Genomic DNA, 22,683 nt, shown 5'->3' with positions numbered 1-22,683 from the left:
ATATCAAAAGCACTTTGTACATATCTGTACTTGCCTCTATTTCTTCATTGGGAAGCTACCGCAATCTCCACCTGTTTCCCGCTGAAAGCTACGCCATACTTGAAGATCGTTTTAACGCCTTTTGAAATCATATCGGTATCGTACTTGCGATCCTGAATTTGTGCCAAAGCCGTCTCTGAGAGCTGCTTTAGTTTATCCCCGGAGAAATTTCTGCCCGCTTTCAGTTCAATCAGAATGCCCGGCATAATCTCTGACTTGGGCAACAGTTGAATATCATATCGGCCCTCTCCGGATTCCCCATTCGAGCTGATATAGTAGCGGTTATCCATCATGGCACAAAGCCCCAGAACAAAACCATGATAAAAATTTTCTCCGGCAGTATCATAGCAACTTGCCGATTGGAGGAGAAGCTTGTGCATCTCCTTTTGCAGCCTTTGTGCATCATGAGAATACAATGCCTCTTGAATGGAGATTGCAGTAGCTTGGGGAATGAGATTGGCTAATTTTTGCAAAATCTCTTTATTATAGACAAACGCAATCTCCCGGTTGGGCAGCGCTACCTCACACATATAATCACCGCTGAAAGCAGGATCTACTCTTACGACTTTCATATAGCCTGCAACCAGAAGAAAGCTGTATACGGAGGAAGGGTTATTTCGAATCTGGGGATAAATAACTCCGGTGTCGATATACGTCAGGAAAGATTCCCCCTGCAATAAAGCGTTAAGACGTTCATAGATATCTTCTCCTGCATGCGCCAAAATTTCACCGATGATCTCATTGCTGCCGGTTGACTGCCAAAAGGCCTTGGGTTGACAGCCATTGCTAAAATAGCTGATGACCGACCATGGGTTAAATATTTCCGAGCCCCCGAACCGATACCCGTCGTACCAAGCGCAGATTTCCGCATACTTCTCCTCCGCATGGTAATAGCGGGCAATCGCTTTTACCTCTTCCGGCGTAAAGCCAAAATATTCACTATACTGGTTGTCCAATATGGAATTCACTTTTAAATTGTTTAGGCCACTAAAAATGCTCTCTTTGGCCACACGAAGAATGCCGGTTAAAAAGCCATAAGAAAGGTGCCGGTTATCTTTCAGTCCGCCGGAAAAGAGGTTGCGCATAAAGAGAATCACTTTATCATAAAATCCCCTCATATGCCCCTGCTGAATCGGCGTGTCATACTCATCAATGATAATAATCGGTGGGATACCATAATGCTCGTCCAACATTTGAGAGAGCCTTTGCAGGGACATTATCATATCTGTGCTGTCCGCTTTCTCTTCCAGAACATTTTTAAAGTACGATTTCTCATATTTGCTGCACTGCTCGCTTTCCAATAGCTCGCTGTGGCGCTCAAACTCCTGGGTCAGAATCTTAGAAATCTGATCATAGGTCTCTTCCCAGGAGTCCCGTTTCACATCCTTAAAAGTGATGAAAATCACCGGGTATTTTCCCTGATAGTCGCGATATTTTTTACCGCAAGACCAAATCTTTTTATCTCTGAAATAAATAGAGGTGTCTTCGTCCGTCTTTTCAAAGAAGGTGCGGATCATATCCATATTCAAGGTCTTGCCAAAACGGCGCGGACGGGTAAACAGAGACACCATTGGCCTCTCGTCCAGAAACTCCTTGATCATCATGGTTTTATCAACATAGTAGTAATCGGACGAGGCCAGACGATAATCTGAAATTCCAACCGGCAGCGGCAGGTCAGGCAATATTTTGGTTTTTCTATATGCACCAGTTTTAATTCGGCTGTCCGCAGGTTTTTCGGCATCCATAGGAATCACCCAACTGCGACTTTTTTTATATGCCCCTTTTATCCGTCCCTCTTTGCATAGGACGGTTACTCGACGCTCCGTGATTCCCCAAAGCTTTGCCGCTTCCTTTACCGTTATGGTTTCACTCATGTTAGCACCTTGTATAATGAACTCATAGGGAAATTCACTACACATTTTCCTTTCTTGATTATTTTCTATATAATCAGTTGTAGACGCTGTGGATTAGTTACAACACCTACGGCAGCTTCCCTATAAGCTGACTGTTTCCTTTGGAGGCTCTAACCACAGCTCTATGTTTATTTGTTAATTAGTTAGATAACGCATGACGTTTTATATATAGCAAGGATACATTCAACATAGAGTTTGCGGAAACACAGCGTAAATTTATTACAAAGGAGTGATTCTTTATGTTATTTGTTGGCATTGATGTAGCCAAATCCAAACATGAATGCTGTATCATTGATTCTGATGGTGTTATCATTACGGATTCCCTCCGTATTCCAAACACCAAAGAAGGTTTCGTTACACTTTACACCTCCATCATCTCTGCCCTTAAGTCAAGTGATTTTTCAAACGTAAAAATAGGACTTGAATCAACAGGTCATTACAGCACAAACATTACAAACTATCTGTATTCCAAAGGCTTTAGTATTACCGTACTGAACCCTTTAGTAACAAATGCTTTTCGTAAGGCCGGAACCCTTAGGAAAACCAAAACAGATAAGTGTGACGCCAAAGTCATTGCAACTATGCTCTTTTCTGATGAATCAAAATCCTATTCCCCTTCATCATACCAAATCCAAGAGCTAAAGTCACTAACAAGGCATCGTTATCGTATGATTGGTTACCGTTCTAAACTTAAGCTTTCTGTTACTCGGCTAATAGATATCATTTTTCCTGAACTGCCTGATTTTGTATGGTCTATCCACCAATCTTCCAGTTATCAGTTATTGCTTGAATTACCATGCCCAGACGAAATCCGCAAATGTCATTTGACTCATTTAACAAATGTTATTTCTAAGGCTTCCCGTGGAAAATATGGCCGTGAAAAAGCAATTCGGCTACGGGAGCTTGCAGCTAATTCTATTGGCTCATCCAACAGATCTTTAACTTTTGAATTGCAACAGACAATTCGATTAATTCAATCCGTCCAGGCTGAAATAAATACTTTGGATCAACAAATCAAACTTGTTGTAGATGAACTTAACACGCCACTTATGACCATTCCTGGTATAGGATATACAATTGCTGCTATCATTCTTGCTGAGATTGGTGATATAAATAATTTCTCATCACCAGCGAAACTTCTAGCATTTGCAGGAATGGAACCTTCTACTTACCAGTCTGGAAAATACAATGCATCTAAAACACCTATGGTTAAGAGAGGATCTACCTATTTGCGTTGGGCTATAATGCAAGCTGCAAGATTGGTTTCTATGAGAGATTCCACTTTTGCTACTTATATGGCAAAAAAGCGATCCGAAGGAAAACATTTTCATGTAGCCCAAAGCCATGTAGGCAAAAAATTGGTTCGAGTAATCTATTCACTATTAAAAAACAATACTGCATTTGTTCCACAAATGTAACAATAAAATATCCTTTCTGAAGGCAACGGAAGTTGCCTTATTTGTCATACAATTTTTTATCTGCTAAGAAAAACTATAAAATCTTATCAATTTTTACTTGACTTCATATAGTTAGTCTCCAAGCTTTTCAGATATAGTATACTATTATAGCAGAATAAAATCAACAATATTCGGAACAAAATCAAGTGTAACGTCTGGCTTTGTTCTTTTGACGTTATCCTATCCATAATATAATAAATCTCTTTTTCCCGATTTTACCTCAAAAGCGCCCAAAAAGCTGTTTTTAAAATTGGATGTCAAAAACCCGCGAAACCCCAGGATTCCTGCGCTCTCGCGGGCTTTTTCTCACCCAAAATTTTTACTCACACCACAAGCATTGCATCTCCAAAGCTAAAGAACCGATATCGTTCTTTCACCGCTTCTTCGTACGCCTTTAAAACATTTTCCCGCCCGGCCAGCGCCGATACCAGCATCACTAATGTGGACTTGGGCAGATGGAAATTCGTAATCAGCGCGTCCACCACATGAAACTGATAACCAGGATAGATAAAAATATCTGTCCAGCCGCTTCCCGCGTGGAGTATCCCATCTTCTGTGGACGCGGATTCCAAAGTACGGCAGCTCGTCGTCCCTACCGCCACGACGCGTCCCCCGTTTTGCCGGGTACGGTTAATCTTCTCTGCAGTCTCCTCATCCACCATGTAAAATTCCGAGTGCATGTGATGCTCTTCGATGTTCTCCACCTTGACCGGCCGGAAAGTTCCAAGCCCCACATGAAGAGTAACTTCCGCTATTTCGATCCCCTTTTCCCGAATCTGCTGTAAGAGTTCCTTGGTAAAATGCAAGCCGGCCGTGGGGGCAGCCGCCGAACCGTCATGTTTGGCATAAACGGTCTGATAACGATTTTTATCTGCCAAGCGATGAGTAATATAAGGCGGAAGAGGCATCTGGCCCAGCTGATCTAAAATCTCCTCAAAAATCCCCTGATAGGAAAACTGAATCTTCCGGTTCCCTTCTTCCAGCACATCGACTACGGTTCCTTTCAGCAATCCGTCGCCAAAAGAAATCACAGCGCCGGGCCGGGCCTTTTTTCCTGGTTTTACCAAAGTCTCCCAGGTATCATTTTCCAACCGCTTCAAAAGCAAGACTTCGATAGCGGCCCCGGTATCCTCCTTCACTCCCATCAAACGAGCTGGTATTACTTTCGTGTTATTAATCACCAAGCAATCTCCCGCATTTAGTTCCTGCAAAATATCCCGAAAGATTTCATGACGGGTCTCTCCCGTCTCGCGGTTTAAGACCAGCAAACGCGAAGCGGACCGATCTTCAATCGGGTCCTGTGCGATCAGTTCTTCCGGTAAAACATAATCAAAATCATTGATGTCCATATTTCTCTCCTCTATCTCAAAAATCCCATCTACTAAATTCTCATACCAGCAAAAGAACGGGGCTTATAAAAGCCCCGCCTTGTTTGCCGCTATCTTACCGATAGTCATTTCAATTCATTACGCGCCGCCGCCCGGATTATCCAATACCAACAAATCGGAGCGGATATATCTGGGCGTACCATCTCCATCTGGAAGATAAACCCGATACCAACTGTCGCTCTTTCCAATGACATGGACTTTTGTACCTGCGGCCACAACCGAGAAATCATCCCCATCCGTGCTGGGAGCCTTTCTCGCCTTTACCTCATTATTGGTATACATCATGGTATCCGTATTTTGGAATACCATACCGGTACTCTGCTCCGTAAATGTATTCTCACCGCCCTGAGCTGCCGTGGTAGTCTCCTGGGGCGTTGTTTCCGGAGCCTGCGTGGTCGTCGCTTCCGGTGTCGAAGACTCTGCTGGACTTGTACCCTCCGGTTGATCCGTGCTTTCCGGCGCCTGTGTATCACCAGCTTCCGTCGTGCTGCTTCCATTTCCTACCAAGGCGTTTAACGCTGGATCCGCAGCAAGCGCTTCGTTAAATTTGTTCAAAATATCTTTGCCCAACTGCTCGATCTTATCATCCGCGGACACTTGATTCATATAAGTTACAATTCTTTGATCCGCCTGAATCTGCTCCACCGTCATCAGACGCAATACGCCCGCTGAATCTGTCACCACATAAGCAGGGGTCAGCCCCGGCGCCAACGTATTCACATCCTTAAACTTAGCATCATAGGCAATATAAAGGGCAAACTCCCCTTCCTGATCGCCGGCCATCGTATAGCAGGTAATATTCTGGTAATCTTCAATATACCCATTCATTTTGACAACCGTGTCCTCCGTCGGCAGAGAACCCGCGTCCATGATATTCTGAAGGGTCGCCATATCCGTTGTCTTCAATGCCAGATAGTACTGATTCACCAGCTGAACTACCGCTTCGTTTCCATTCTCCTGCCATGGGGAAGTCGGAGCTTCTGTAGCCGCTGAAGTAGCGCCTTCGCTGTTTCCTTCACCGCTTTTTCCCGAAGAAAGCTTTAGAACTACCACAACCGCCGCAATCACAATTAAACAGATCACTGCCAGAATAATATAACTTTTGTGACCAGAAAAACGGCTGCCGCCGCCCTGTCCACGGGAACTGCCGGAATAACTGCTCCTGCTATCGCGACCAGACGCGTAGCGATTGGATTCCACCTTCTCTTCTTCCGCAAATGGATCCTGAATCACTCTTTCAATTTTTCGCACTGGGCGTGAAGACGCCTCTATGGTTCCATAGGGCTTGTCCTCCGTCTCTGTTCCTCCGTCCAGACTAATATCTACGAAGTCGTCGTCCTCTCCTCCCCAGACATCCTCAAATTCTTCATCTATCTTCAATGGTTCAAAATCCTCGTCTTCCTCATCGAATGGCTTTGACATCGAATCATCCTTTCCAGCCGTAATATTTATGTAATAACTTTGTAATAAGGCTCTTATCATTTTAGCAAAGGCCTAGTCACTTGTCAACTGCCTGGTCTTACGTTTTTTTTAAGATCAACTGCTTCTATAAATTTTTTCTAAATCCGTGAAAATTTCAGTTGACTTTGCCAGTAGTTCTGATTATACTATAGAATATGCGTCAGTAACTCATTGGATAGAGTTCCAGACTCCGACTCTGGGGGTAGCAGGTTCGAATCCTGTCTGACGCATTTTTTTATTTTGTAATAAACCGCAAAAATAGTAGTTGACAAATAAAATTCAAAAGACTATTATAAGCTTAATCGTATACTTGGTCAAAAATGTATGGATAAGGCAGAGTACTGATTATGAAACCTACAGAGAGCCATGGGTTGATGCGACATGGTGGTTGAGGAATCAGGAAAATCCCCTTTGAACAGTCTAGCTGAAGGAATCTAAATTTTGTGTAAGCTGGAACGGAAAGCACCCGTTATCGTGTTGCTCAAAAATATGGTTTTGAAACCATTGGGCTTGAGTGGCTGTTTGTTATATTTCAGCAAAAAGAGTGGTACCGCAGAAGTCTATAGCTTTTGTCTCTTTGGAGATGGAAGCTTTTTTATTGCCATAAAATTTTTTACTAGGTCATTTCCGCTTCCATTGGGCGGCGGTTGACATTCTATACATATATAATTAAGGAGGAAATTATGAAAAAACATGTAAAATTTGTTGCTCTGGCCCTTTCGGCAGTGATGCTGATGGGTCTAACAGGCTGCGGAGCTTCTAACGAGGACAGCAAGACTCCCGATACGACCAAGGCTGCGGAAGAAAATACCACGGCGCCGGCCACAAACGATACCACCGCTGCTGCCAGCACAGACGCAACCGTACTGAAACTTGGAACCACGGTAAATGAACAGGACAGCTTCCAAGTAGCGGCTGAAAAATTTGCCGAGCTAGTCGAAGAAAGAACCAACGGTGCTTATAAGATTGACATCTATCCAAACGGTACTCTGGGTGGAGAAAGAGATATGCTGGAAAGTATGCAGATTGGCACTCTGGATATGGGAATCATTACCAGCGGACCTTTTATCAATTTCTCTTCCGCTATGGGCGTGCTTGATATGCCATATCTTTTTGCGAATAACGAACAGGCCTATGCCGTATTGGACGGAGAAATTGGACGGGAACTTTTGGATACTCTGGAAGATTCCGGATTAAAGGGACTTGCTTATGCCGAGCGTGGATTCCGCAATTTGACAAACAGCAAAAAGCCGATTCAAAGCGCTGCTGACTTAGATGGTTTAAAGATTCGTATTATGGAGAACGACGTATACACCGCAAGCTTTGAGGCGATGGGTGTAAATGCGAACCCCATGGCATGGGCGGACGCGTTGACTGCTCTTCAGCAGGGAACGGTCGATGGTCAGGAAAATCCGATCAATGTTATTTATTCCTACAGCTTGTGGGAATCGCAAAAATATGTAACCTTGGATCGCCATTCCTATTCTACTGCAATTATTACCATGAGCGCGGATGTGTTTAACTCTCTGGATGCGGATACTCAGAAGATTTTCCTCGATGCAGCTCAGGAAGCCGCAGAATTTGAGCGGGCGTGGGTAGCCGACCAAGAAAGCACTCAGCTTCAGGCTATGAAAGACAATGGTATGGAAGTCATCGAAACTCCGGATCTGGATTCCTTCAAACAAGCTGTTCAGCCGGTTTATGAGAAATACGCAGAGTATGCGGACTATGTAACAAGAATTCAGGAAGTTATCGCAGGTATGTAATCAATAAAAATGTGTTTCGTATCATGCCAGGCCCGCAAGTGTCGGCGGGCCTGGCATTGTATGAACTTGACAGACCGATCTGTGAAGGGGGATTTTTGTTTTGTTTATTATTCGAGGGATTCATAAATTAAGTGATATTCTTGATAAAATTGCAGAAATTGTAATTGTGCTTATGCTGGGAGCTATGGTATTAATCACTGGCGCACAGATTGTCTGCCGCATTTTTTTTACTGCTTTGGCCTGGAGCGAAGAGGCTACGCGCTATTTGCTGATCTGGAGTACTCTATTGGGAGCAGGCTGTGTATATAAGCATAGCGGCCATATTTCAATTTCTGTGCTTCAGGATAACCTCCCCTCAAAAGCGAAGGATATCCTGAAAATTATCATTCATCTACTCTGCATTGTGTTATTTACACTGATTATGTTTTATGGAATTCAATATTTTGGGAAACAGGGAAATCAGCTTTCCGCCGCCATGCGCCTACCTATGCGGTATGTTTATACCTGTATCCCTCTTGGCTGCGGCGTGATGCTTTTTCACGCTTTAGACGCCGTGCTAAACTGTGTAATGCATTTACTTGGAAAAGAGGAGGCGTAAAATGGCAGCATTACTATTTATTGCATTCATTATCTTGCTAATTTTAGGAGTTCCAGTAGCCTTTTCTATTGTGCTTTCCTCCGTGGTTGTAATGCTAAAAGGAGACGTACCTCTTTTGATGACCGTGCAGCGTATGTTTACCGCCACGGACTCCTTTTCATTAATTGCAGTTCCTTTTTTCATCTTTGCAGGTGATTTAATGGCAAAGGGAAAGGTTTCCAAGGTTCTGGTAGAATTTGCAGAAGCGCTCTTAGGAATGATTAAAGGCGGATTATCCATTGTATCGGTACTGGCAGGAATGTTTTTTGCCGCAATCTCCGGTTCCGGGGCGGCAACGACAGCCGCTGTAGGCGCAACGTTGATTCCTGAACTAAAAAAGAGAGGCTATAACGAGGCAAAATCCACAGCGCTTGTCGCGGCGGCAGGTACCATTGGCGTCGTTATTCCACCGTCTGTTCCCATGGTCCTCTATGCTGTGATTGCAGAAGAGAGCGTAAATACTTTGTTTAAGAACGGCTTTGTTCCCGGCATTTTAATGGGCGCCATTCTGATCGCCCTCTCCCTGTTTGAAGCCGCAAAGAATAATTATCCAAAAGGAGCATCCTTTTCTCTTCGAAATGTATGCAAGACCTTTTTGAAAGCTATCTGGGGAATCTTAATGCCAGTCATTATTCTAGGCGGGATTTTTTCCGGATATTTCACTCCATCCGAGGCGGCAGATGTAGCGGTTATCTATGCCATTTTAGTATCCGCCTTTGTTTACCGGGATATGGGTCCAAAAGAATTATTTAATATCATGAAAGGCAGCGCAAAAACCTCCGCTGTAATTATGATTATTATTTCCTGCAGCGGGCCCTTTGGATGGGTATTGGCAAACTGGAAAATTCCGGAATCCATTGCCAGTTCTGTGTTGAGCGTATCTACCAACCCTTACATTATCATGTTTTTGATCGCCGTTATTATTTTGATTGCCGGTGTGTTTATGGAGACATCTTCCGCAATTATTATTCTAACGCCTGTATTTTTACCGCTGGTGAAAGCGATGAATATCAGCCTAGTGCACTTTGGTATTGTCTTTGTGGTAGGAATTGCCATTGGCATGATTACGCCGCCAGTAGCCATCAATCTCTTTGTGGCATCCGGCATCACCGGATTGCCGATTGAAAAAATTGCGAAAGCCATTATTCCTTATCTGTTAGGATTGGTTCTTATATTTTTCCTGATCTTGTATGTTCCGATGCTAATTCCTGGATTAATGTAATATTCATGATAAAAAGGGCAAAGCAAAAAACGGCTTTGCCCTTTTCCTATTCATACGTTCTTTCCTATCGTCCACGGCTACTTTCTACTAAGTTTTTATACTTTTTTGTTGAATAAATACGAATTTCATCGTATAATTGACATATAAAACGATTGATGGAGGATTGTGCTATGAAATGTGAACGCTGCGGAAGAGAGATGGAGTATGTGGAAAAAAGCGACGACGCTTATTATGTCTGCCATGACTGTAAGGTTCGCCGCCATATCATGGATCGCCAGATTCCAACGCCAACCCATAAAAAGAAAAACAAATTTAGCGTATGTCTACTGATCTCATTTCTGATTGGGCTTGCCTATTGTATTTATTCCATCGTCTATTGGTCCGGTGCGATTGACAGCGTAACAGGAACTGCCGAACAGCTCGGAGCAGGGCTTGCGACAGTTATGGTCATGCCTCATCTCATCTGCACATTTTTAGCGATGCTCTTTAATGGAATTGGGTGTTTTGCCCGCATTCGCGGTCTTGCTTTAACCGGCGCCATCCTTTATACCATCGCACTGGTACTCTTCTTCCCTTATTTCATGTTTGTAATTTTGGAAGTCATTTTATCTTTCATCGGTTTTGCCACGATGAAACAAAAATAATCCTCTCCGGACAGAGTATGCTCTTGTCAACGGAAGGAAAAGGAGGCTTACCATTTGATTTGGTCAGCCTCCTTTTTTCCTAAAGCATCTGCTTATCGAATTCCGGATTGAAATAATAGAAATTTTTTGCGTCTAATGTTTCTTTCGTTCGCTCCAATGCCTCTCCAAAACGTTGAAAATGCACGACCTCACGGGAACGCAAAAACTTTAATGGTTCCCGTACTTCCGGGTCCGTAATCACGCGGAGCAAATTATCATATACGGTCCGGGCTTTTTGTTCCGCCGCCAAATCTTCTGTCAAATCCGTAATGGCATCTCCCTTGGATTGAAACTCCAACGACGTAAATGGCACACCAGCCGCCGCCTGAGGCCAAAGGGCAGCTGTATGGTCAATATAATAGGCGTCAAAGCCCGCTGTCTTGGCTTCTTCCGGCGTTAAATGTTTCGTCAGCTGATAAACCATGGCGCAGATAATTTCCATATGCGCCAATTCTTCCGTACCAATATCCGTTAAAAGCCCGCCGACGGATTTTACCGGCATAGTATACCGTTGCGCCAAATAACGCATGGAAGCCGAAAGTTCTCCATCCGGTCCGCCATACTGGCTAATGATCAGCTGCGCCGTTTTCGGGCAGGTGGTCGTAATTTTTACTGGAAACTGCAATCGTTTTTCATAACTCCACATTATACGCACGCTCCTTCCCAGGGCATCGGCCCTTCCTGCCAACAAAATGTATCTTTCGAACCTTCGCATTTCCAAATGCAATCTCTTGTCAGAGGTCCAAACTGTTTGTCATATTCCTGTTTCAGCTGGGCCCGCTTCTGACTATACTCACAGTAAAGTTCAATTGCTTCTTTATCCTGCGGATGAGTGTCAAGATATAAATTTAGATCGTCCAAATAAAAGCTGATCTCATCCAACTGCTGCAAAATACATGCTTCGTCTTCCCCTTTGGCTTTCTGCCGCAGCCGCTCTTCCTTTTTGCATCCGCAGTTCTCTTCCGCGGCAAAAAAAGGGAGATACAAATCTTTAAAAATAGTCCCGTTTTTAAATGCCTGTTCCTCGGTAAAACGTTCGCCCCAAGGCTGACAAGGAACCGTGGCAATGGCTAAATGTTCGTTTTGCATGGCATTTCCTCCTTTTGTTTTTCTTTTGCAAAATTAGTATGTGCAAAAGTAATCGGCTCACCATGCCATTATTTTGAGAAAAAGGAAAGGAACTCGCGCCGCGCAAAAATATTATATGGAAAAATTTGTCATAATTTATCGAGTAAAAAAAGTTAGGAAACCCGATCTTCTTCATCAAAAAGACTTAGAAAATTACGATTTTGCTTTTGTTCTCCCCTATTTTATGGTACACTGAAAAAAATTCTATGCACACCGGAGATAACATCATGAACTTTTTTGAAAAGCGGCCGTTCCTCCTGCTTGTCGTTGGTATTTTAGGAATCTCTCTCTCGTCGGTCTTAGTACGCTACTCTACCGCGCCGTCTCTAGTCACCGCCGCTTATCGTTTACTCTGGACGGTTCTTTTAATGCTGCCCATGACTCTTGGCAAAAGCAAGTCCCGGCAAGAGCTGACCTTGGTTCCGAAAAAAACGTTGTTTCTCTGCGCAGCCAGCGGTATCCTTTTGGCCCTTCATTTTGTTCTTTGGTTTGAATCCTTGGAGCATACTTCCATTGCCAGTTCCACCACTATTGTTTGTACCGAAGTGATCTGGGTTGCTATCGGCTCTGTTATCTTTTTACACAAAAAAATTTCCGGCAAGGAGATTTTTTGTATTGCTATCACCCTGGCCGGAAATATTCTAATTGCCCTATCGGATCACGCTTCCTCCAACAGCGGACTGTCCGGCGATCTCATGTCGCTTGCCGCTGCGATCGCTGTGGCAGGATACACGCTCTTAGGTGGTGTTGTCCGCCGGACTGTGTCCACCACCGGTTATACATTTATCGTCTACTCTTTCTGCGCCGCTACTTTAGTGCTGGCATCCCTCGTCAGCCGCACGCCCCTTGCCGGCTACGGCTTTCCCGCGGTTTTCGTCGGCCTTCTTCTCGCAATCTTTTCCACGCTTCTCGGCCACTCGATCTTTAGCTGGTGCCTCAAATACCTGTCGCCCTCTTTTGTCTCCGCGTCAAAGCTTTGCGAACCTTTGATTTCCGCTGTTTTAGCTTTCTTCCTGTTTCAGGAAACCCCTGTCTTCCTCCAAATTTTAGGCGGTTTTATCATTTTAGGCGGCATTCTTCTTTATACCCGTGTGGAGCTAAAACACTGAATGCTTCGGCGTTTGCAAGTTCGATTTGTTCTCACAAATGGTCCCAATCAATCTTTCTGTCCTTAAAGTAATATTCTTTATCATGCTCATTTACTTCACGCAAGATCTTACATGGATTGCCCACGGCGACAACATGGGAGGGCAAATCCTTCGTCACAACGCTGCCCGCGCCTACGACAACCTGATCTCCGATCACAATTCCCGGTAAAATGATCGCCCCAGCGCCGATCCAACAATTTTTGCCAATATGAACAGGCGCGTTGTACTGATACGCTCTTTCACGCAGTTCCGGAAGAATCGGATGCCCGGCAGTAGCGATCGTTACATTCGGACCGAACATCGTATAATCTCCCACATAAATATGTGTGTCATCCACACAGGTCAGATTAAAATTTGCATAGATATTCTTTCCAAAGTGAACGTGAGCTCCGCCAAAATTAGAATGAAACGGCGGCTCGATATAACAGTTTTCTCCGATTTCCGCAAACATCTCTTTTAACATAGCTTCCCGTTTGGCAAATTCTGTGGGGCGGGTCTGATTAAACTCATACAGACGATCCAGACATCTCCTTTGCCACGCCATAATTTCATCGTCCCCAGGAAGATAAAGTTCGCCCGTATGCATCCTGTTCTTCATTGTGCTCATCGTACCATCTCCTGATTTATTCTAAATCCCGCAGCGCCAAGTCTGCATTCTCTTCCGGTTTTACCTTGGCATGCACTTTCTCTATCACTCCATTTTCATCGATCAAATACGAAGAACGGACGATTCCCATTACTTTTTTTCCATACATATTTTTTTCTTTCCGCACATCGTAAGCTTCCAGTACTTGAAACTCTGGATCCGCTAAAATCCGAAACGGCAGCTGATATTTGGCGGCAAATCTCTGATGGGAAGCCACGGTATCCTTGCTCACGCCTAAGATAATCGCTCCTTTTTCCTCAAAGGCCGGAAACTGCTCCGCAAAGGTACATGTCTGTTTTGTACAGCCCGCCGTATTGTCCTTACTGTAAAAATAAAGGATTACCTTCTTCCCTCTAAAATCTGACAAGGAAACCAAATTTCCATCCTGATCCGGCAGCGTAAACTCCGGCGCCTTCTGTCCTACTTCCAACATATCCATTCCTCCTTATTATTTAAAAAACGCTTCTACCGCAAAAAGACCCACTCATTTTCAGAAGAAAGTTCTTCCTGATACCGATATTCCAATCGTTGAAATTCCTTAGCCGTCTCCATCTCTTTGGCTCCCTGTTCCGCCAAAAAGCGCACCATTTCCCCGCGGGCCATCTTTGCCTTTGTCCCCTTTTGGACGATCTTTTCACCGACCCGTTCCCCAAAGATGCACGTCACTTCACGGCTCCCTGCATCTAGTCCTCGTTCCACCGCCACGGCATATTCACGGGAGGCCAGATTCAAAATTTCCCGGTCCTCTCCCATTAGGAAATCCGCCAGATCCTTTCCCCAAAATTCATACAGATCCCGACACCCGTCCACGCCAGCTTTTGCCTGCATTTCCAACCGATACGGCGTCACTCCGTCAAAAGGTTTTAAAATGCCGTAAAACCCAGATAAAATGCGAAGATGCTCCTGTAAATATTCCAACGCTTCCTCCTCCAACACCCGCGGCGCAAGATATTGGTACTGAATTCCTTCATAAGAAAACAGCGCCGGCGTTAGACCGGCATACAAATCCATCCGCCGGAATCTGCCAAAGTTCAGTTCCGCAATCGAATCATTGCAGGCCCAAAGCCCCTTGGCTTCCCCGTAAGAAAGTCCCTGTACAAAGCGCATCAGCCGCTCCGTTTTAGGTAGAAAAGCCGGCAATTCCCGCCATGGCAGAAGATCTTCCTCCACCCGCATCTTTTTTGCCGGAGAGATTAAAATTTTCATACTTCCACCGTCCAGGCCTTTCTTCTTCCTCTCGCACGTTTCATACCTGGTCTCCCTTTATCACTTCGCGCTCAGCTTGCCGACATTTTTAATCAAAACCGAAATCGTTCCGTCTGGATTGGTCAAAAACTCCACCCGTTCCGGATTTTCATACTCTTCCATCGGGATCGTAATCTCAATGCCGGTATCTGTGGTCAAATGCTGTTTTTGGAATTTTCGAAGCGTCTGCTCGCTCTTTGGCGCGACCACCTCCCCAGACAGATGATATTTTTCCAGCTTTTCCTCCAGTTCCGCCTGCATCTGGGGGCGGTCGGAAAATACCTTTTCCTTGACGGCTTCTACCCGCAGACCCCCTTCCTCTTCCAACTCTTTGTAGATTACATTTTTGATTTCCATCCGCCGGCCGGTATCTTCCTCGCCATAATATTTCCGATTTACCTGTTCCACTGCCTTCGTCACCACATCCAGCTTCGCTTTCTGGGACATGGGAGCCTGACATTGAAGAAATTTTTCAGAAAAATACCAACATTTCTCTCCATTGATTTCGTATCGCTTTTCCACCAGCTGAAGCTCCAAATCCGAAAGGCGAACCAAAAAGGCTTCCGAAAGCCGTTGACTTTTCGACGGCAGCAACGCCTTTTGAAGAATGATTTCATTGCTGTTCCCCTCATCCCCCGGATTCGTGATATGTGTATAGGACGTTTTATAATCCATCTTTAAAAAGGCCAAATACGCTTCCTCACCGCGCATCATCCACAAAAGAATCGCGTCCGCCGATGGAATCGCAGGATTCTCATAGAGAATCCGATAGAGCATCTTCGCCAAAAGCTGGCTGGTCTCCACGAAATTTGCTTCCGTACACTCCCGTAAGATCTCTCCAACCTCTGAATCCGGCGCAAAACGACACAGCTTTTTCTCATCGCTTTCGGTAAACCGCTCGATATGTCCCTTTAAAAAATCACTGAAATCCGATCCAATCTCCATGGCGCAATCGGACAAAACGGGCATGCCTACATCCGAGTCCAAAATATGGACAACGCCTGCCTTTATCTGTATTTCTTCCTGTTTCACTCGTCCACTCCTTTTTGTTCTCTATGCCTTCAATTAACAAGAGCATACACGCCTCATAGCAGGATAATTTGGGCATCCTCTGCGTTATCTTCCATCGGCGTACGTCCATGCCTCTTTGGGTAAATATTGGCGGGCAATCCGGTTCTCCGGTTTTTTATCCAACAAGTATAATACGGCGACAAAGAACCATTCCAATGGTTTCATCAGCAAATATACCATATCCGCCGTCCATGCCGTCCGAATCCACCGAGAAATCGGATAGCCATACGTATCATAGAAACGGCGCACTGCCCGATGAAATCGAGGCGTCTTTTCCTGAATCAGTTCTTCAAAAGCATTTGCCACACAAAGCTGGCGATTCACTACGATCTTTTCTCCCCTCCGTATCCCATAACGGAGCGGCCGTACCAACTTCCTGTGGCCGCGTAAAGAGACGGTACAAAGATAATGGGTATCAAAGGTTACAGGCGGGGGCGATATCTTGGTGGAAAGAGTCCATTCGCTCGTCTCCGTAAAGACCCGCAAAAATCCATCCGGCTGCTGTCCAAAGAGCAGCAGCAAAATAGCGCAGAGAAAAAGCAGGGGAACCAGAAAAAAGACCACGGTCCGGCCCCAACGGGACGTCCGAGTCAAACAGATATGAGCCGCCCGCAAAAGACCATTTTTATATGTTCTCCCCTTCTGGCGCTCTGCCTCCTGAAGAAGAAAATCCCGGAAGAAAAATAATGCCATCAACAAAAAATTTGCCGGAAGAAGCCGCAGATACCAGGTAATCCAATCTGCGCTGTCCCCCAATTGCACCAAAAATAAAGTCTGGCAAACGCATCCCGCAAAAATCAAAAGAGCCAAGATCCCATGAAGCAGCGGGGGCCTTAACGGCTCCGGTTCATGTGAATCCATCTTATCGCTCGATCCCTGCTTGATCTTTCCCGGTATTCCTGCAAATTTTAACCACAGATAGGCGATCATTGCCAAAATGCACAGGATGGCAAAAAGCGCCGCATGATCTCCTGAAATTGGCTCATGGATCGTTCCTATATCCAAACCGCCGGCCATCGTATTCGTGGGCTGATCCCAAGGAACGGTTCCCCACATGTGATAAAGCATCGTAGACAAAATCACTCCGCTGAACAAGGCTAGTCCCTCAAAGATGGGTCTGCGCTTTCCCAGCGCCAGATTGTAGATGTTCCAAATCGAAAAAATCCAAGGAAGAAGCCCGCAAGTCAAAAGAATAAAAAACAAAGATACCTCCTAAAAAGCAAAAACGCCGTCGGTATCTGCCATCCGGCGGCGTTTCTCAAACCTTATGTTACAGTCTCTCCGTGTTGTCTCTCATAAAACGGTACTCTGCAACGGAACGGTCAAACCCTTTGATATGATAATACAGCCATTCAATCACTTTTTTATTCAACTGATCGACGAATGCGTCCGAAGGCCCTTCCTCATCCTCCAGCATCTGATGGAGATCCTCCACAGTCCGACGCAGCTCATCATGTTTTTCTTTATGCTCTGCGATTCCAGGGTAGCCAATCTCCGCCTGAAGTTTTTCTTCCGCTGTAAAATGAAATTCCGTGTAATCCGCCAAATAGTTCAGCAAGCGCACTGCGTTTAATTTATCTTTTTTCTCTTCGCAGCTTGCTACCAGATCATTGATCTTCTCAATCAGCACTTTATGCTGGGAATCAATCATTTCATTTCCTGTTACCAGAGACTCATCAAACTCTGCGTACATAACCAATCCTCCTATTCCTTTCAGCAAATATCCATAAGGTCTCTAACTTTGAGAATTATTCCTGTTATTTAGAATACGTTATCTCATGCAAAAAGTCAAGTTTTTCCTGGAAAATAAACCAAGCTGTTCTCTTATTTTCCTTTCAAACCGGATGTTACAAACCAAGGCGGCCCACATTTTACGATTCCAGAATCTTTTGATAGGCGAAGCGTTCGGTGCCATCATCCACGGTAATTTTTCCGCAGTAAGTAAATCCCTTTTTTCGGAAAAGGTTTCGCATCACCAGGTTCTTCTCATGGGTGTCGATACGCAGATTTTTATGACGGTTTAGGCACCAATCCACCACCGCGGAGCCAATGCCCTTCACGCGCCCGTCAGAAGCAATTCGGTGAATCACGCCATAAACCTGGTCATTCATCCATTCTCCTTCCCGGATTTCCCGGTAAGAAGGTTCCTCGCCGATCCAGTAACAGAAGGTTCCGACAACCGCTCCGTCTTCCTCGCAGATATAACTTCTCTGCTCCCGGATGTCTTCTTTCAAAAGCTCCTCCGCCGGATAATTGTCATCTCCCCATTGATGCGGATTCCCCTGCTCTGCCATGAACCGGCGGGCAATCTCATAGATACGAAGCATCTCTTCTAGATCTTCTGGTCTGGACTGTCGTATTCTCATATTTTTTACCATTCCTTTATGTTTATGGTAATGCTTAAAACGCTCTCTTCCATCATATCACAAATTCTTCTTTATTTTACTGGAATGTTAAAATGCGTTGCTTGTGGCAACAGGCAGTTTTGCCTATAATAGTGGTAACAACCGAAAGAAAGGAGGCTGTCCTTAATGCTCAACGAAAACATTAAAACAATCCGAAAATCAAAAGGACTTTCACAACAGGAGCTTGCTATCAAGCTAAACGTGGTGCGGCAAACCATTTCTAAATGGGAGCAAGGTTTATCCGTTCCCGATTCTGGTATGTTGATCTCCATATCGGAAGCGCTTGAAACACCCGTGAGTGCGTTGCTTGGGGAAAACGTCGTGGAGTCGGAAGTTGATGACTTAAAGGCAATTTCCGCAAAGCTGGAGGTGATAAACTTGCAACTTGCACAGAGAAAAACTACAAGAAAAAGAATTCTACATTGGCTCCTTATCTCATTGTGTGTCGTCATAGCAGCAATTTTTGCAATCTTATTGGCATTAGAAAGTCCTTACTTGGATTGGGATTATAGTGATCCTGAAACAGCCGTTCTCGGAGTGGCATTTCACTCATTTGAATGGCTGTTTGCCAAAGCAGCGCCGATTATCCTTCTTGGTGCAATCATTGGAATTTTCTTGACACGGAAGAAAGAATAAAGCCAGCACAACATTGTGTGAAAGCATAGGAAAAGTTAATCGTAGACGCTCAGACGCCAACGGAAACGGCATACAAAAACTGTTAATGGCGGCCGTCTAGTAATATAGGAGTGACTTACATTTTCATGGAAAAGTCACTCCTTATCGCTATAAACACCTTCTTAAAACCGCTAAATACAATTATTTACTAAAACCTGCCTTCTTTTGCCGCTTCCTCGATGGCTACCGCCACCGCTACCGTAGCGCCCACCATCGGGTTATTGCCCATACCGATCAGTCCCATCATCTCTACATGGGCAGGCACCGATGAAGAGCCCGCAAATTGGGCGTCCGAGTGCATCCGGCCCATGGTATCGGTCATGCCATAAGACGCCGGACCCGCGGCCATGTTATCGGGGTGCAACGTACGGCCCGTACCGCCGCCGGAAGCCACGGAAAAATATTTTTCTCCCGCCTCGATCCGCTCTTTTTTATAAGTACCGGCTACCGGATGCTGAAAACGGGTCGGGTTGGTGGAATTTCCGGTGATGGACACATCCACTTTCTCTTTCCACATGATCGCCACGCCTTCCCGGACGTCATTGGCGCCGTAGCAGTTTACCTTTCCTCTCGGTCCGCTGGAATATGCCTTCCGAAACACCTCTTTCAACTCTCCGGTGGCATAGTCATATTCTGTCTCCACATACGTAAATCCATTGATTCTCGCAATGATCTGAGCAGCATCTTTTCCCAAACCATTTAAAATAACGCGAAGAGGCTTCTGGCGCACCTTATTTGCCTTCTCAGCAATGCCGATCGCGCCTTCCGCAGCAGCAAAAGACTCATGGCCGGCCAGGAAGCAAAAACAATCCGTATCTTCCTCCAGCAGCATTTTTCCCAGATTTCCATGTCCCAGACCAACTTTTCTCTGATCTGCCACAGAACCAGGGATACAAAAAGCCTGCAATCCCTCGCCAAGGGCGGCGGCGGCTTCCGATGCCTTCCGGCAGCCTTTCTTAATCGCAATCGCTGCTCCTACCGTGTAGGCCCAGCACGCATTTTCAAAGCAGATCGGCTGAATCTTTTTCACCTGATTGTACACGTCAAGTCCGGCGTCTTTTGTAATCTTCTCCGCTTCTTCTATGGATGAAATCCCATAACTTTGAAGAACGCCGTTGATTTTATCGATCCGTCTTTCGTATGATTCAAATAAAGCCATCTCTTATTCCTCCTACTTTCGTTCCGTTTCCTTACCGAAATTTATTCTTTTCTCGGATCGATGATCTTCACTGCATCCTCTACGCGGCCATACTGGCCCTTGGCTTTTTCCCAAGCCGTATTCGGATCGTCGCCCTTTTTAATAAAATCCGTCATCTTCCCTAAATTCACAAACTGATAACCGATAATCTCGTCATTCTCATCCAGGGCAATGCCCGTGACATATCCTTCCGCCATCTCCAAATACCGCGGGCCTTTTTTCCTCGTCCCATACATGGTACCGATCTGAGAGCGAAGTCCTTTGCCCAAATCTTCTAAGCCGGCGCCAACCGGAAGACCGTCCTCAGAAAACGCGCTTTGGCTGCGGCCATAGACGATCTGCAAAAACAACTCCCGCATTGCCGTATTGATGGCGTCGCAAACCAGGTCCGTGTTTAACGCTTCCAAAATCGTCCGGCCCGGAAGAATCTCAGCGGCCATGGCCGCCGAATGGGTCATACCCGAACAACCGAGGGTTTCCACCAGAGCCTCCTCAATGATTCCGTCTTTTACATTCAACGTCAGCTTACACGCTCCCTGCTGCGGCGCGCACCAACCCACGCCATGGGTCAGACCAGAAATATCCTTTACTTCTTTTGCTTTTACCCAGTTCGCTTCCTCTGGAATTGGCGCAGCGCCATGGCAGGCCCCCTGCGCTACCGGACACATCATTTCCACTTCATGTGTATAAATCATGTTTTTCTTATCCTCCGATTCTTCTATCGTCTAAAATTCCTCACCTATTCCGATCGCTTTTGGAGCAAGGAAACTCCGCTCATCTCCGACGGCTGCGGCAGTCCCAACATCGCAAGCAGCGTCGGCGCAATGTCGCAGAGCCGTCCATCCTCTCTTAACGTATAGGCAGGATCCGCATTAATCAACAAAAACGGAACCGAATTCGTCGTATGGGCGGTAAAAGGATCTCCACTGGCCGGATCCACCAGCTGCTCTGCATTCCCATGGTCGGCGCAAAGGAACATCTGTCCTCCTGCCGCGAGAAGCGCATCTACCGCGCGTCCGACACAGGTATCCACCGCCTCCACCGCGTGAATGGCGGCTGACATCACGCCGGTATGCCCGACCATATCCGGATTCGCAAAATTGACGATGATCACATCATAGGCTCCGCTCCCGATGGCCTCCACCAACCGGTCGCATACCTCGTAAGCGCTCATCTCCGGCTTCAAATCATAGGTCGCCACCTTGGGGGACGGCACCAGAATTCTCTCTTCCCCAGGATTTGGTACTTCCACCCCTCCATTAAAGAAAAACGTCACATGGGCATATTTTTCCGTCTCTGCCAGGCGCAGCTGTCGAAGGCCCTGTTCGGAAAGATACTCTCCCAGCGTATTGACCAATTCCTCTTTCGGAAAAGCAATCCGCGTATGAGGAATCGTCGCATCGTAATCGGTAAAGCAAACATAAGTCAACTCTTTTAACGGCTCCCGTTCAAAGCCGATGAAAGAATCATCTAAAAACGCCCTTGTCAGCTCCCTGGCCCGATCCGGCCGAAAATTGAAAAAGATCACGGAATCGCCTTTTTTCACCGTTGCGAGCGGTTCTCCATCCGTATCCGCCGCCACAATCGGTTCCACAAACTCATCGGTAATTCCCCGGTCATAGGATGCCTGGACAGCGCCGAGAGGACAAGAAGTCCGCTCCCCTTCCCCTTTTGTCAAGGCGGCATAGGCCCGGCTGACCCGCTCCCAGCGATTATCGCGATCCATCGCGTAGTAACGGCCCATCACCGTCGCAATTTGTCCAACACCAATCTGCTCTTGCTTTTCTTCCAGTTCTTTCAGATATCCAAGTCCAGAAGTCGGCGCCGTATCCCTTCCATCTAAAAACGCATGCACATACACCTTCGTAAGTCCCAAGCGTTTCGCCATCTCCAGGAGGGCATATAAATGGGTATTATGGCTGTGTACGCCGCCATCCGATAAAAGTCCCCAAAGATGAACCGCCGTCCCGCGCTCCCTGGCGTTTCGGAACGCCGTCAAGAGAGACATATTTTCAAAAAACGTCCCTTCCTCAATAGCCTTGGTAATCTTGGTCAAATCCTGGTAAACCACCCGGCCGGCCCCCATATTTAAATGTCCGACCTCCGAATTTCCCATCTGGCCGTCGGGAAGTCCCACCGCTAATCCGCTGGCATTTCCTCTGACAAAAGGATACTCCCGCATCAGACGGTCCATATTTGGAGTCGCCGCCTGGGCGACCGCATTTCCCTCCCATTTATCATTTAGGCCAAAACCGTCTAAAATCATTAAAACCGTTGGTTTTCTCATTTCCTATCCTTCTTTTTCGGGCGAAACCACCCGTCTTCCACAAATTCTATTTTCTTTCCGCACCGGGTACAGAAAAGCTCTTTATCGGAGGGAAAGGGGTTGACCCACTTAGCGCTGCGCACATTTTTGCAGTGGGGGCATTGACCTGCCATCATCATTCCCGTGATTCCCGCCATCGCTACTACCATGGCAAGTAAACCGGGAAGCTGCAACCCAAAAAACACCAGAACTAACGCCAGAAAAAGGCCGCCGAATGCAACAAAGAATGCCGTCTGCAATTTCTTTCTTGATAGCTTTGGCTCCATAACCGCCTC

Annotated in this window: 23 protein-coding genes, 1 tRNA gene and 1 other annotated feature; of the genes, 8 read left to right on the top strand and 16 right to left on the bottom strand. The window is 45.9% G+C overall.

What is annotated here, in order from left to right; genetic code table 11:
- Nucleotides 1–44: 44 nt before the first annotated feature.
- Complete coding sequence (locus tag ACCC71_RS06260) at nt 45–1,913, bottom strand: AAA family ATPase (RefSeq protein WP_434311561.1); 1,869 nt, start codon at nt 1,911–1,913, stop codon at nt 45–47.
- 278 nt (nt 1,914–2,191) lie between these two features.
- Between ACCC71_RS06260 and ACCC71_RS06255 the strand changes: the two genes are divergently transcribed.
- Nucleotides 2,192–3,370 (top strand): IS110 family transposase, encoded by a 1,179-nt coding sequence (locus ACCC71_RS06255; protein ID WP_434310505.1) that lies wholly within the window; start codon nt 2,192–2,194, stop codon nt 3,368–3,370.
- 362 nt (nt 3,371–3,732) lie between these two features.
- Here ACCC71_RS06255 and queA read toward each other — a convergent pair whose 3' ends face one another.
- Both queA and ACCC71_RS06245 read right to left on the bottom strand, forming a co-directional pair.
- Nucleotides 3,733–4,758 (bottom strand): tRNA preQ1(34) S-adenosylmethionine ribosyltransferase-isomerase QueA, encoded by a 1,026-nt coding sequence (queA, locus tag ACCC71_RS06250; RefSeq protein WP_434311560.1) that lies wholly within the window; start codon nt 4,756–4,758, stop codon nt 3,733–3,735.
- Between the two features lie 117 nt (nt 4,759–4,875).
- The gene (locus tag ACCC71_RS06245; RefSeq protein ID WP_434311559.1) at nt 4,876–6,219 is read right to left on the bottom strand and encodes an SH3 domain-containing protein; all 1,344 of its coding nucleotides are present in this window, start codon (nt 6,217–6,219) and stop codon (nt 4,876–4,878) included.
- Nucleotides 6,220–6,415: 196 nt separating this feature from the next.
- Here ACCC71_RS06245 and ACCC71_RS06240 point away from each other — a divergent pair.
- The 5 genes from ACCC71_RS06240 (at nt 6,416) to ACCC71_RS06220 (ending at nt 10,527) form a co-directional block, all read left to right on the top strand.
- Nucleotides 6,416–6,488: transfer RNA gene (locus tag ACCC71_RS06240), tRNA-Arg, on the top strand.
- Nucleotides 6,489–6,574: 86 nt separating this feature from the next.
- Nucleotides 6,575–6,838, top strand: a binding site (T-box leader).
- Nucleotides 6,839–6,941: 103 nt separating this feature from the next.
- Nucleotides 6,942–8,024, top strand: coding sequence for a TRAP transporter substrate-binding protein (locus tag ACCC71_RS06235; RefSeq protein WP_434311558.1), 1,083 nt, complete (start codon nt 6,942–6,944; stop codon nt 8,022–8,024).
- A 100-nt stretch (nt 8,025–8,124) separates the two neighbouring features.
- Nucleotides 8,125–8,622 (top strand): TRAP transporter small permease, encoded by a 498-nt coding sequence (locus ACCC71_RS06230; RefSeq protein WP_434311557.1) that lies wholly within the window; start codon nt 8,125–8,127, stop codon nt 8,620–8,622.
- 1 nt (nt 8,623) lies between these two features.
- Nucleotides 8,624–9,883 carry a TRAP transporter large permease gene (locus tag ACCC71_RS06225; RefSeq protein WP_434311556.1) on the top strand — a complete coding sequence of 420 codons (1,260 nt, stop codon included), beginning with the start codon at nt 8,624–8,626 and terminating at the stop codon, nt 9,881–9,883.
- Between the two features lie 170 nt (nt 9,884–10,053).
- Nucleotides 10,054–10,527: a hypothetical protein gene (locus ACCC71_RS06220; protein ID WP_434311555.1), complete on the top strand. Its 474-nt coding sequence runs from the start codon at nt 10,054–10,056 to the stop codon at nt 10,525–10,527.
- Between the two features lie 79 nt (nt 10,528–10,606).
- Here ACCC71_RS06220 and ACCC71_RS06215 read toward each other — a convergent pair whose 3' ends face one another.
- A complete protein-coding gene (locus tag ACCC71_RS06215) occupies nt 10,607–11,212 on the bottom strand; it encodes a manganese catalase family protein (RefSeq protein ID WP_434311554.1) in 606 nt (201 codons plus the stop codon).
- Nucleotides 11,212–11,655: a spore coat protein CotJB gene (locus tag ACCC71_RS06210; protein WP_434311553.1), complete on the bottom strand. Its 444-nt coding sequence runs from the start codon at nt 11,653–11,655 to the stop codon at nt 11,212–11,214. Before ACCC71_RS06210 ends, ACCC71_RS06215 begins: the two co-directional genes overlap by 1 nt.
- A 266-nt stretch (nt 11,656–11,921) precedes the next feature.
- Between ACCC71_RS06210 and ACCC71_RS06205 the strand changes: the two genes are divergently transcribed.
- Nucleotides 11,922–12,803, top strand: coding sequence for a DMT family transporter (locus ACCC71_RS06205; RefSeq protein ID WP_434311552.1), 882 nt, complete (start codon nt 11,922–11,924; stop codon nt 12,801–12,803).
- A 31-nt stretch (nt 12,804–12,834) separates the two neighbouring features.
- Here the strand turns inward: ACCC71_RS06205 and ACCC71_RS06200 are convergent, their stop codons facing one another.
- The 7 genes from ACCC71_RS06200 to ACCC71_RS06170 all read right to left on the bottom strand — a co-directional run bounded on the left by ACCC71_RS06200 (nt 12,835) and on the right by ACCC71_RS06170 (nt 18,170).
- The gene (locus ACCC71_RS06200; RefSeq protein ID WP_434311551.1) at nt 12,835–13,449 is read right to left on the bottom strand and encodes a sugar O-acetyltransferase; all 615 of its coding nucleotides are present in this window, start codon (nt 13,447–13,449) and stop codon (nt 12,835–12,837) included.
- A 16-nt stretch (nt 13,450–13,465) separates the two neighbouring features.
- On the bottom strand, nt 13,466–13,921 hold the full coding sequence (locus ACCC71_RS06195) for a peroxiredoxin (protein ID WP_434311550.1): 456 nt from the start codon (nt 13,919–13,921) through the stop codon (nt 13,466–13,468).
- 32 nt (nt 13,922–13,953) lie between these two features.
- Nucleotides 13,954–14,694, bottom strand: a complete 741-nt coding sequence (gene yaaA, locus ACCC71_RS06190) for a peroxide stress protein YaaA (RefSeq protein WP_434311549.1) — start codon at nt 14,692–14,694, stop codon at nt 13,954–13,956.
- A gap of 60 nt (nt 14,695–14,754) precedes the next feature.
- Nucleotides 14,755–15,765, bottom strand: a complete 1,011-nt coding sequence (locus ACCC71_RS06185; protein WP_434311548.1) for a nucleoid-associated protein — start codon at nt 15,763–15,765, stop codon at nt 14,755–14,757.
- An 84-nt stretch (nt 15,766–15,849) separates the two neighbouring features.
- A complete protein-coding gene (locus ACCC71_RS06180; protein WP_434311547.1) occupies nt 15,850–17,007 on the bottom strand; it encodes a DUF6688 domain-containing protein in 1,158 nt (385 codons plus the stop codon).
- A gap of 67 nt (nt 17,008–17,074) precedes the next feature.
- Nucleotides 17,075–17,497 carry a bacteriohemerythrin gene (locus ACCC71_RS06175; protein WP_434311546.1) on the bottom strand — a complete coding sequence of 141 codons (423 nt, stop codon included), beginning with the start codon at nt 17,495–17,497 and terminating at the stop codon, nt 17,075–17,077.
- A 178-nt stretch (nt 17,498–17,675) separates the two neighbouring features.
- The gene (locus ACCC71_RS06170; protein ID WP_434311545.1) at nt 17,676–18,170 is read right to left on the bottom strand and encodes a GNAT family N-acetyltransferase; all 495 of its coding nucleotides are present in this window, start codon (nt 18,168–18,170) and stop codon (nt 17,676–17,678) included.
- A 165-nt stretch (nt 18,171–18,335) separates the two neighbouring features.
- On the opposite strand from ACCC71_RS06170, the gene ACCC71_RS06165 reads away from it, so the two are divergent.
- Entirely contained in the window at nt 18,336–18,845 is a 510-nt protein-coding gene (locus ACCC71_RS06165) for a helix-turn-helix domain-containing protein (RefSeq protein WP_434311544.1), read from the top strand.
- A gap of 187 nt (nt 18,846–19,032) precedes the next feature.
- Here ACCC71_RS06165 and ACCC71_RS06160 read toward each other — a convergent pair whose 3' ends face one another.
- From ACCC71_RS06160 to ACCC71_RS06145, 4 genes are read right to left on the bottom strand one after another with little or no spacing between them, the layout of a single operon-like run.
- On the bottom strand, nt 19,033–20,043 hold the full coding sequence (locus ACCC71_RS06160; protein WP_434311543.1) for a GGGtGRT protein: 1,011 nt from the start codon (nt 20,041–20,043) through the stop codon (nt 19,033–19,035).
- Between the two features lie 41 nt (nt 20,044–20,084).
- Nucleotides 20,085–20,777 carry an iron-sulfur cluster assembly scaffold protein gene (locus ACCC71_RS06155; RefSeq protein WP_434311542.1) on the bottom strand — a complete coding sequence of 231 codons (693 nt, stop codon included), beginning with the start codon at nt 20,775–20,777 and terminating at the stop codon, nt 20,085–20,087.
- A gap of 44 nt (nt 20,778–20,821) precedes the next feature.
- Complete coding sequence (gene gpmI / locus ACCC71_RS06150) at nt 20,822–22,369, bottom strand: 2,3-bisphosphoglycerate-independent phosphoglycerate mutase (RefSeq protein WP_434311541.1); 1,548 nt, start codon at nt 22,367–22,369, stop codon at nt 20,822–20,824.
- The gene (locus tag ACCC71_RS06145; RefSeq protein WP_434311540.1) at nt 22,366–22,674 is read right to left on the bottom strand and encodes a hypothetical protein; all 309 of its coding nucleotides are present in this window, start codon (nt 22,672–22,674) and stop codon (nt 22,366–22,368) included. Before ACCC71_RS06145 ends, gpmI begins: the two co-directional genes overlap by 4 nt.
- Nucleotides 22,675–22,683 lie beyond the last annotated feature (9 nt).

The sequence above is a fragment of the Hominifimenecus sp. rT4P-3 genome, assembly GCF_051055405.1.
Lineage (GTDB): Bacteria > Bacillota > Clostridia > Lachnospirales > Lachnospiraceae > Pseudolachnospira.
Note: the sequence above shows the minus strand (reverse complement) of the source record. Positions and strands in the feature narration are given on the sequence as shown.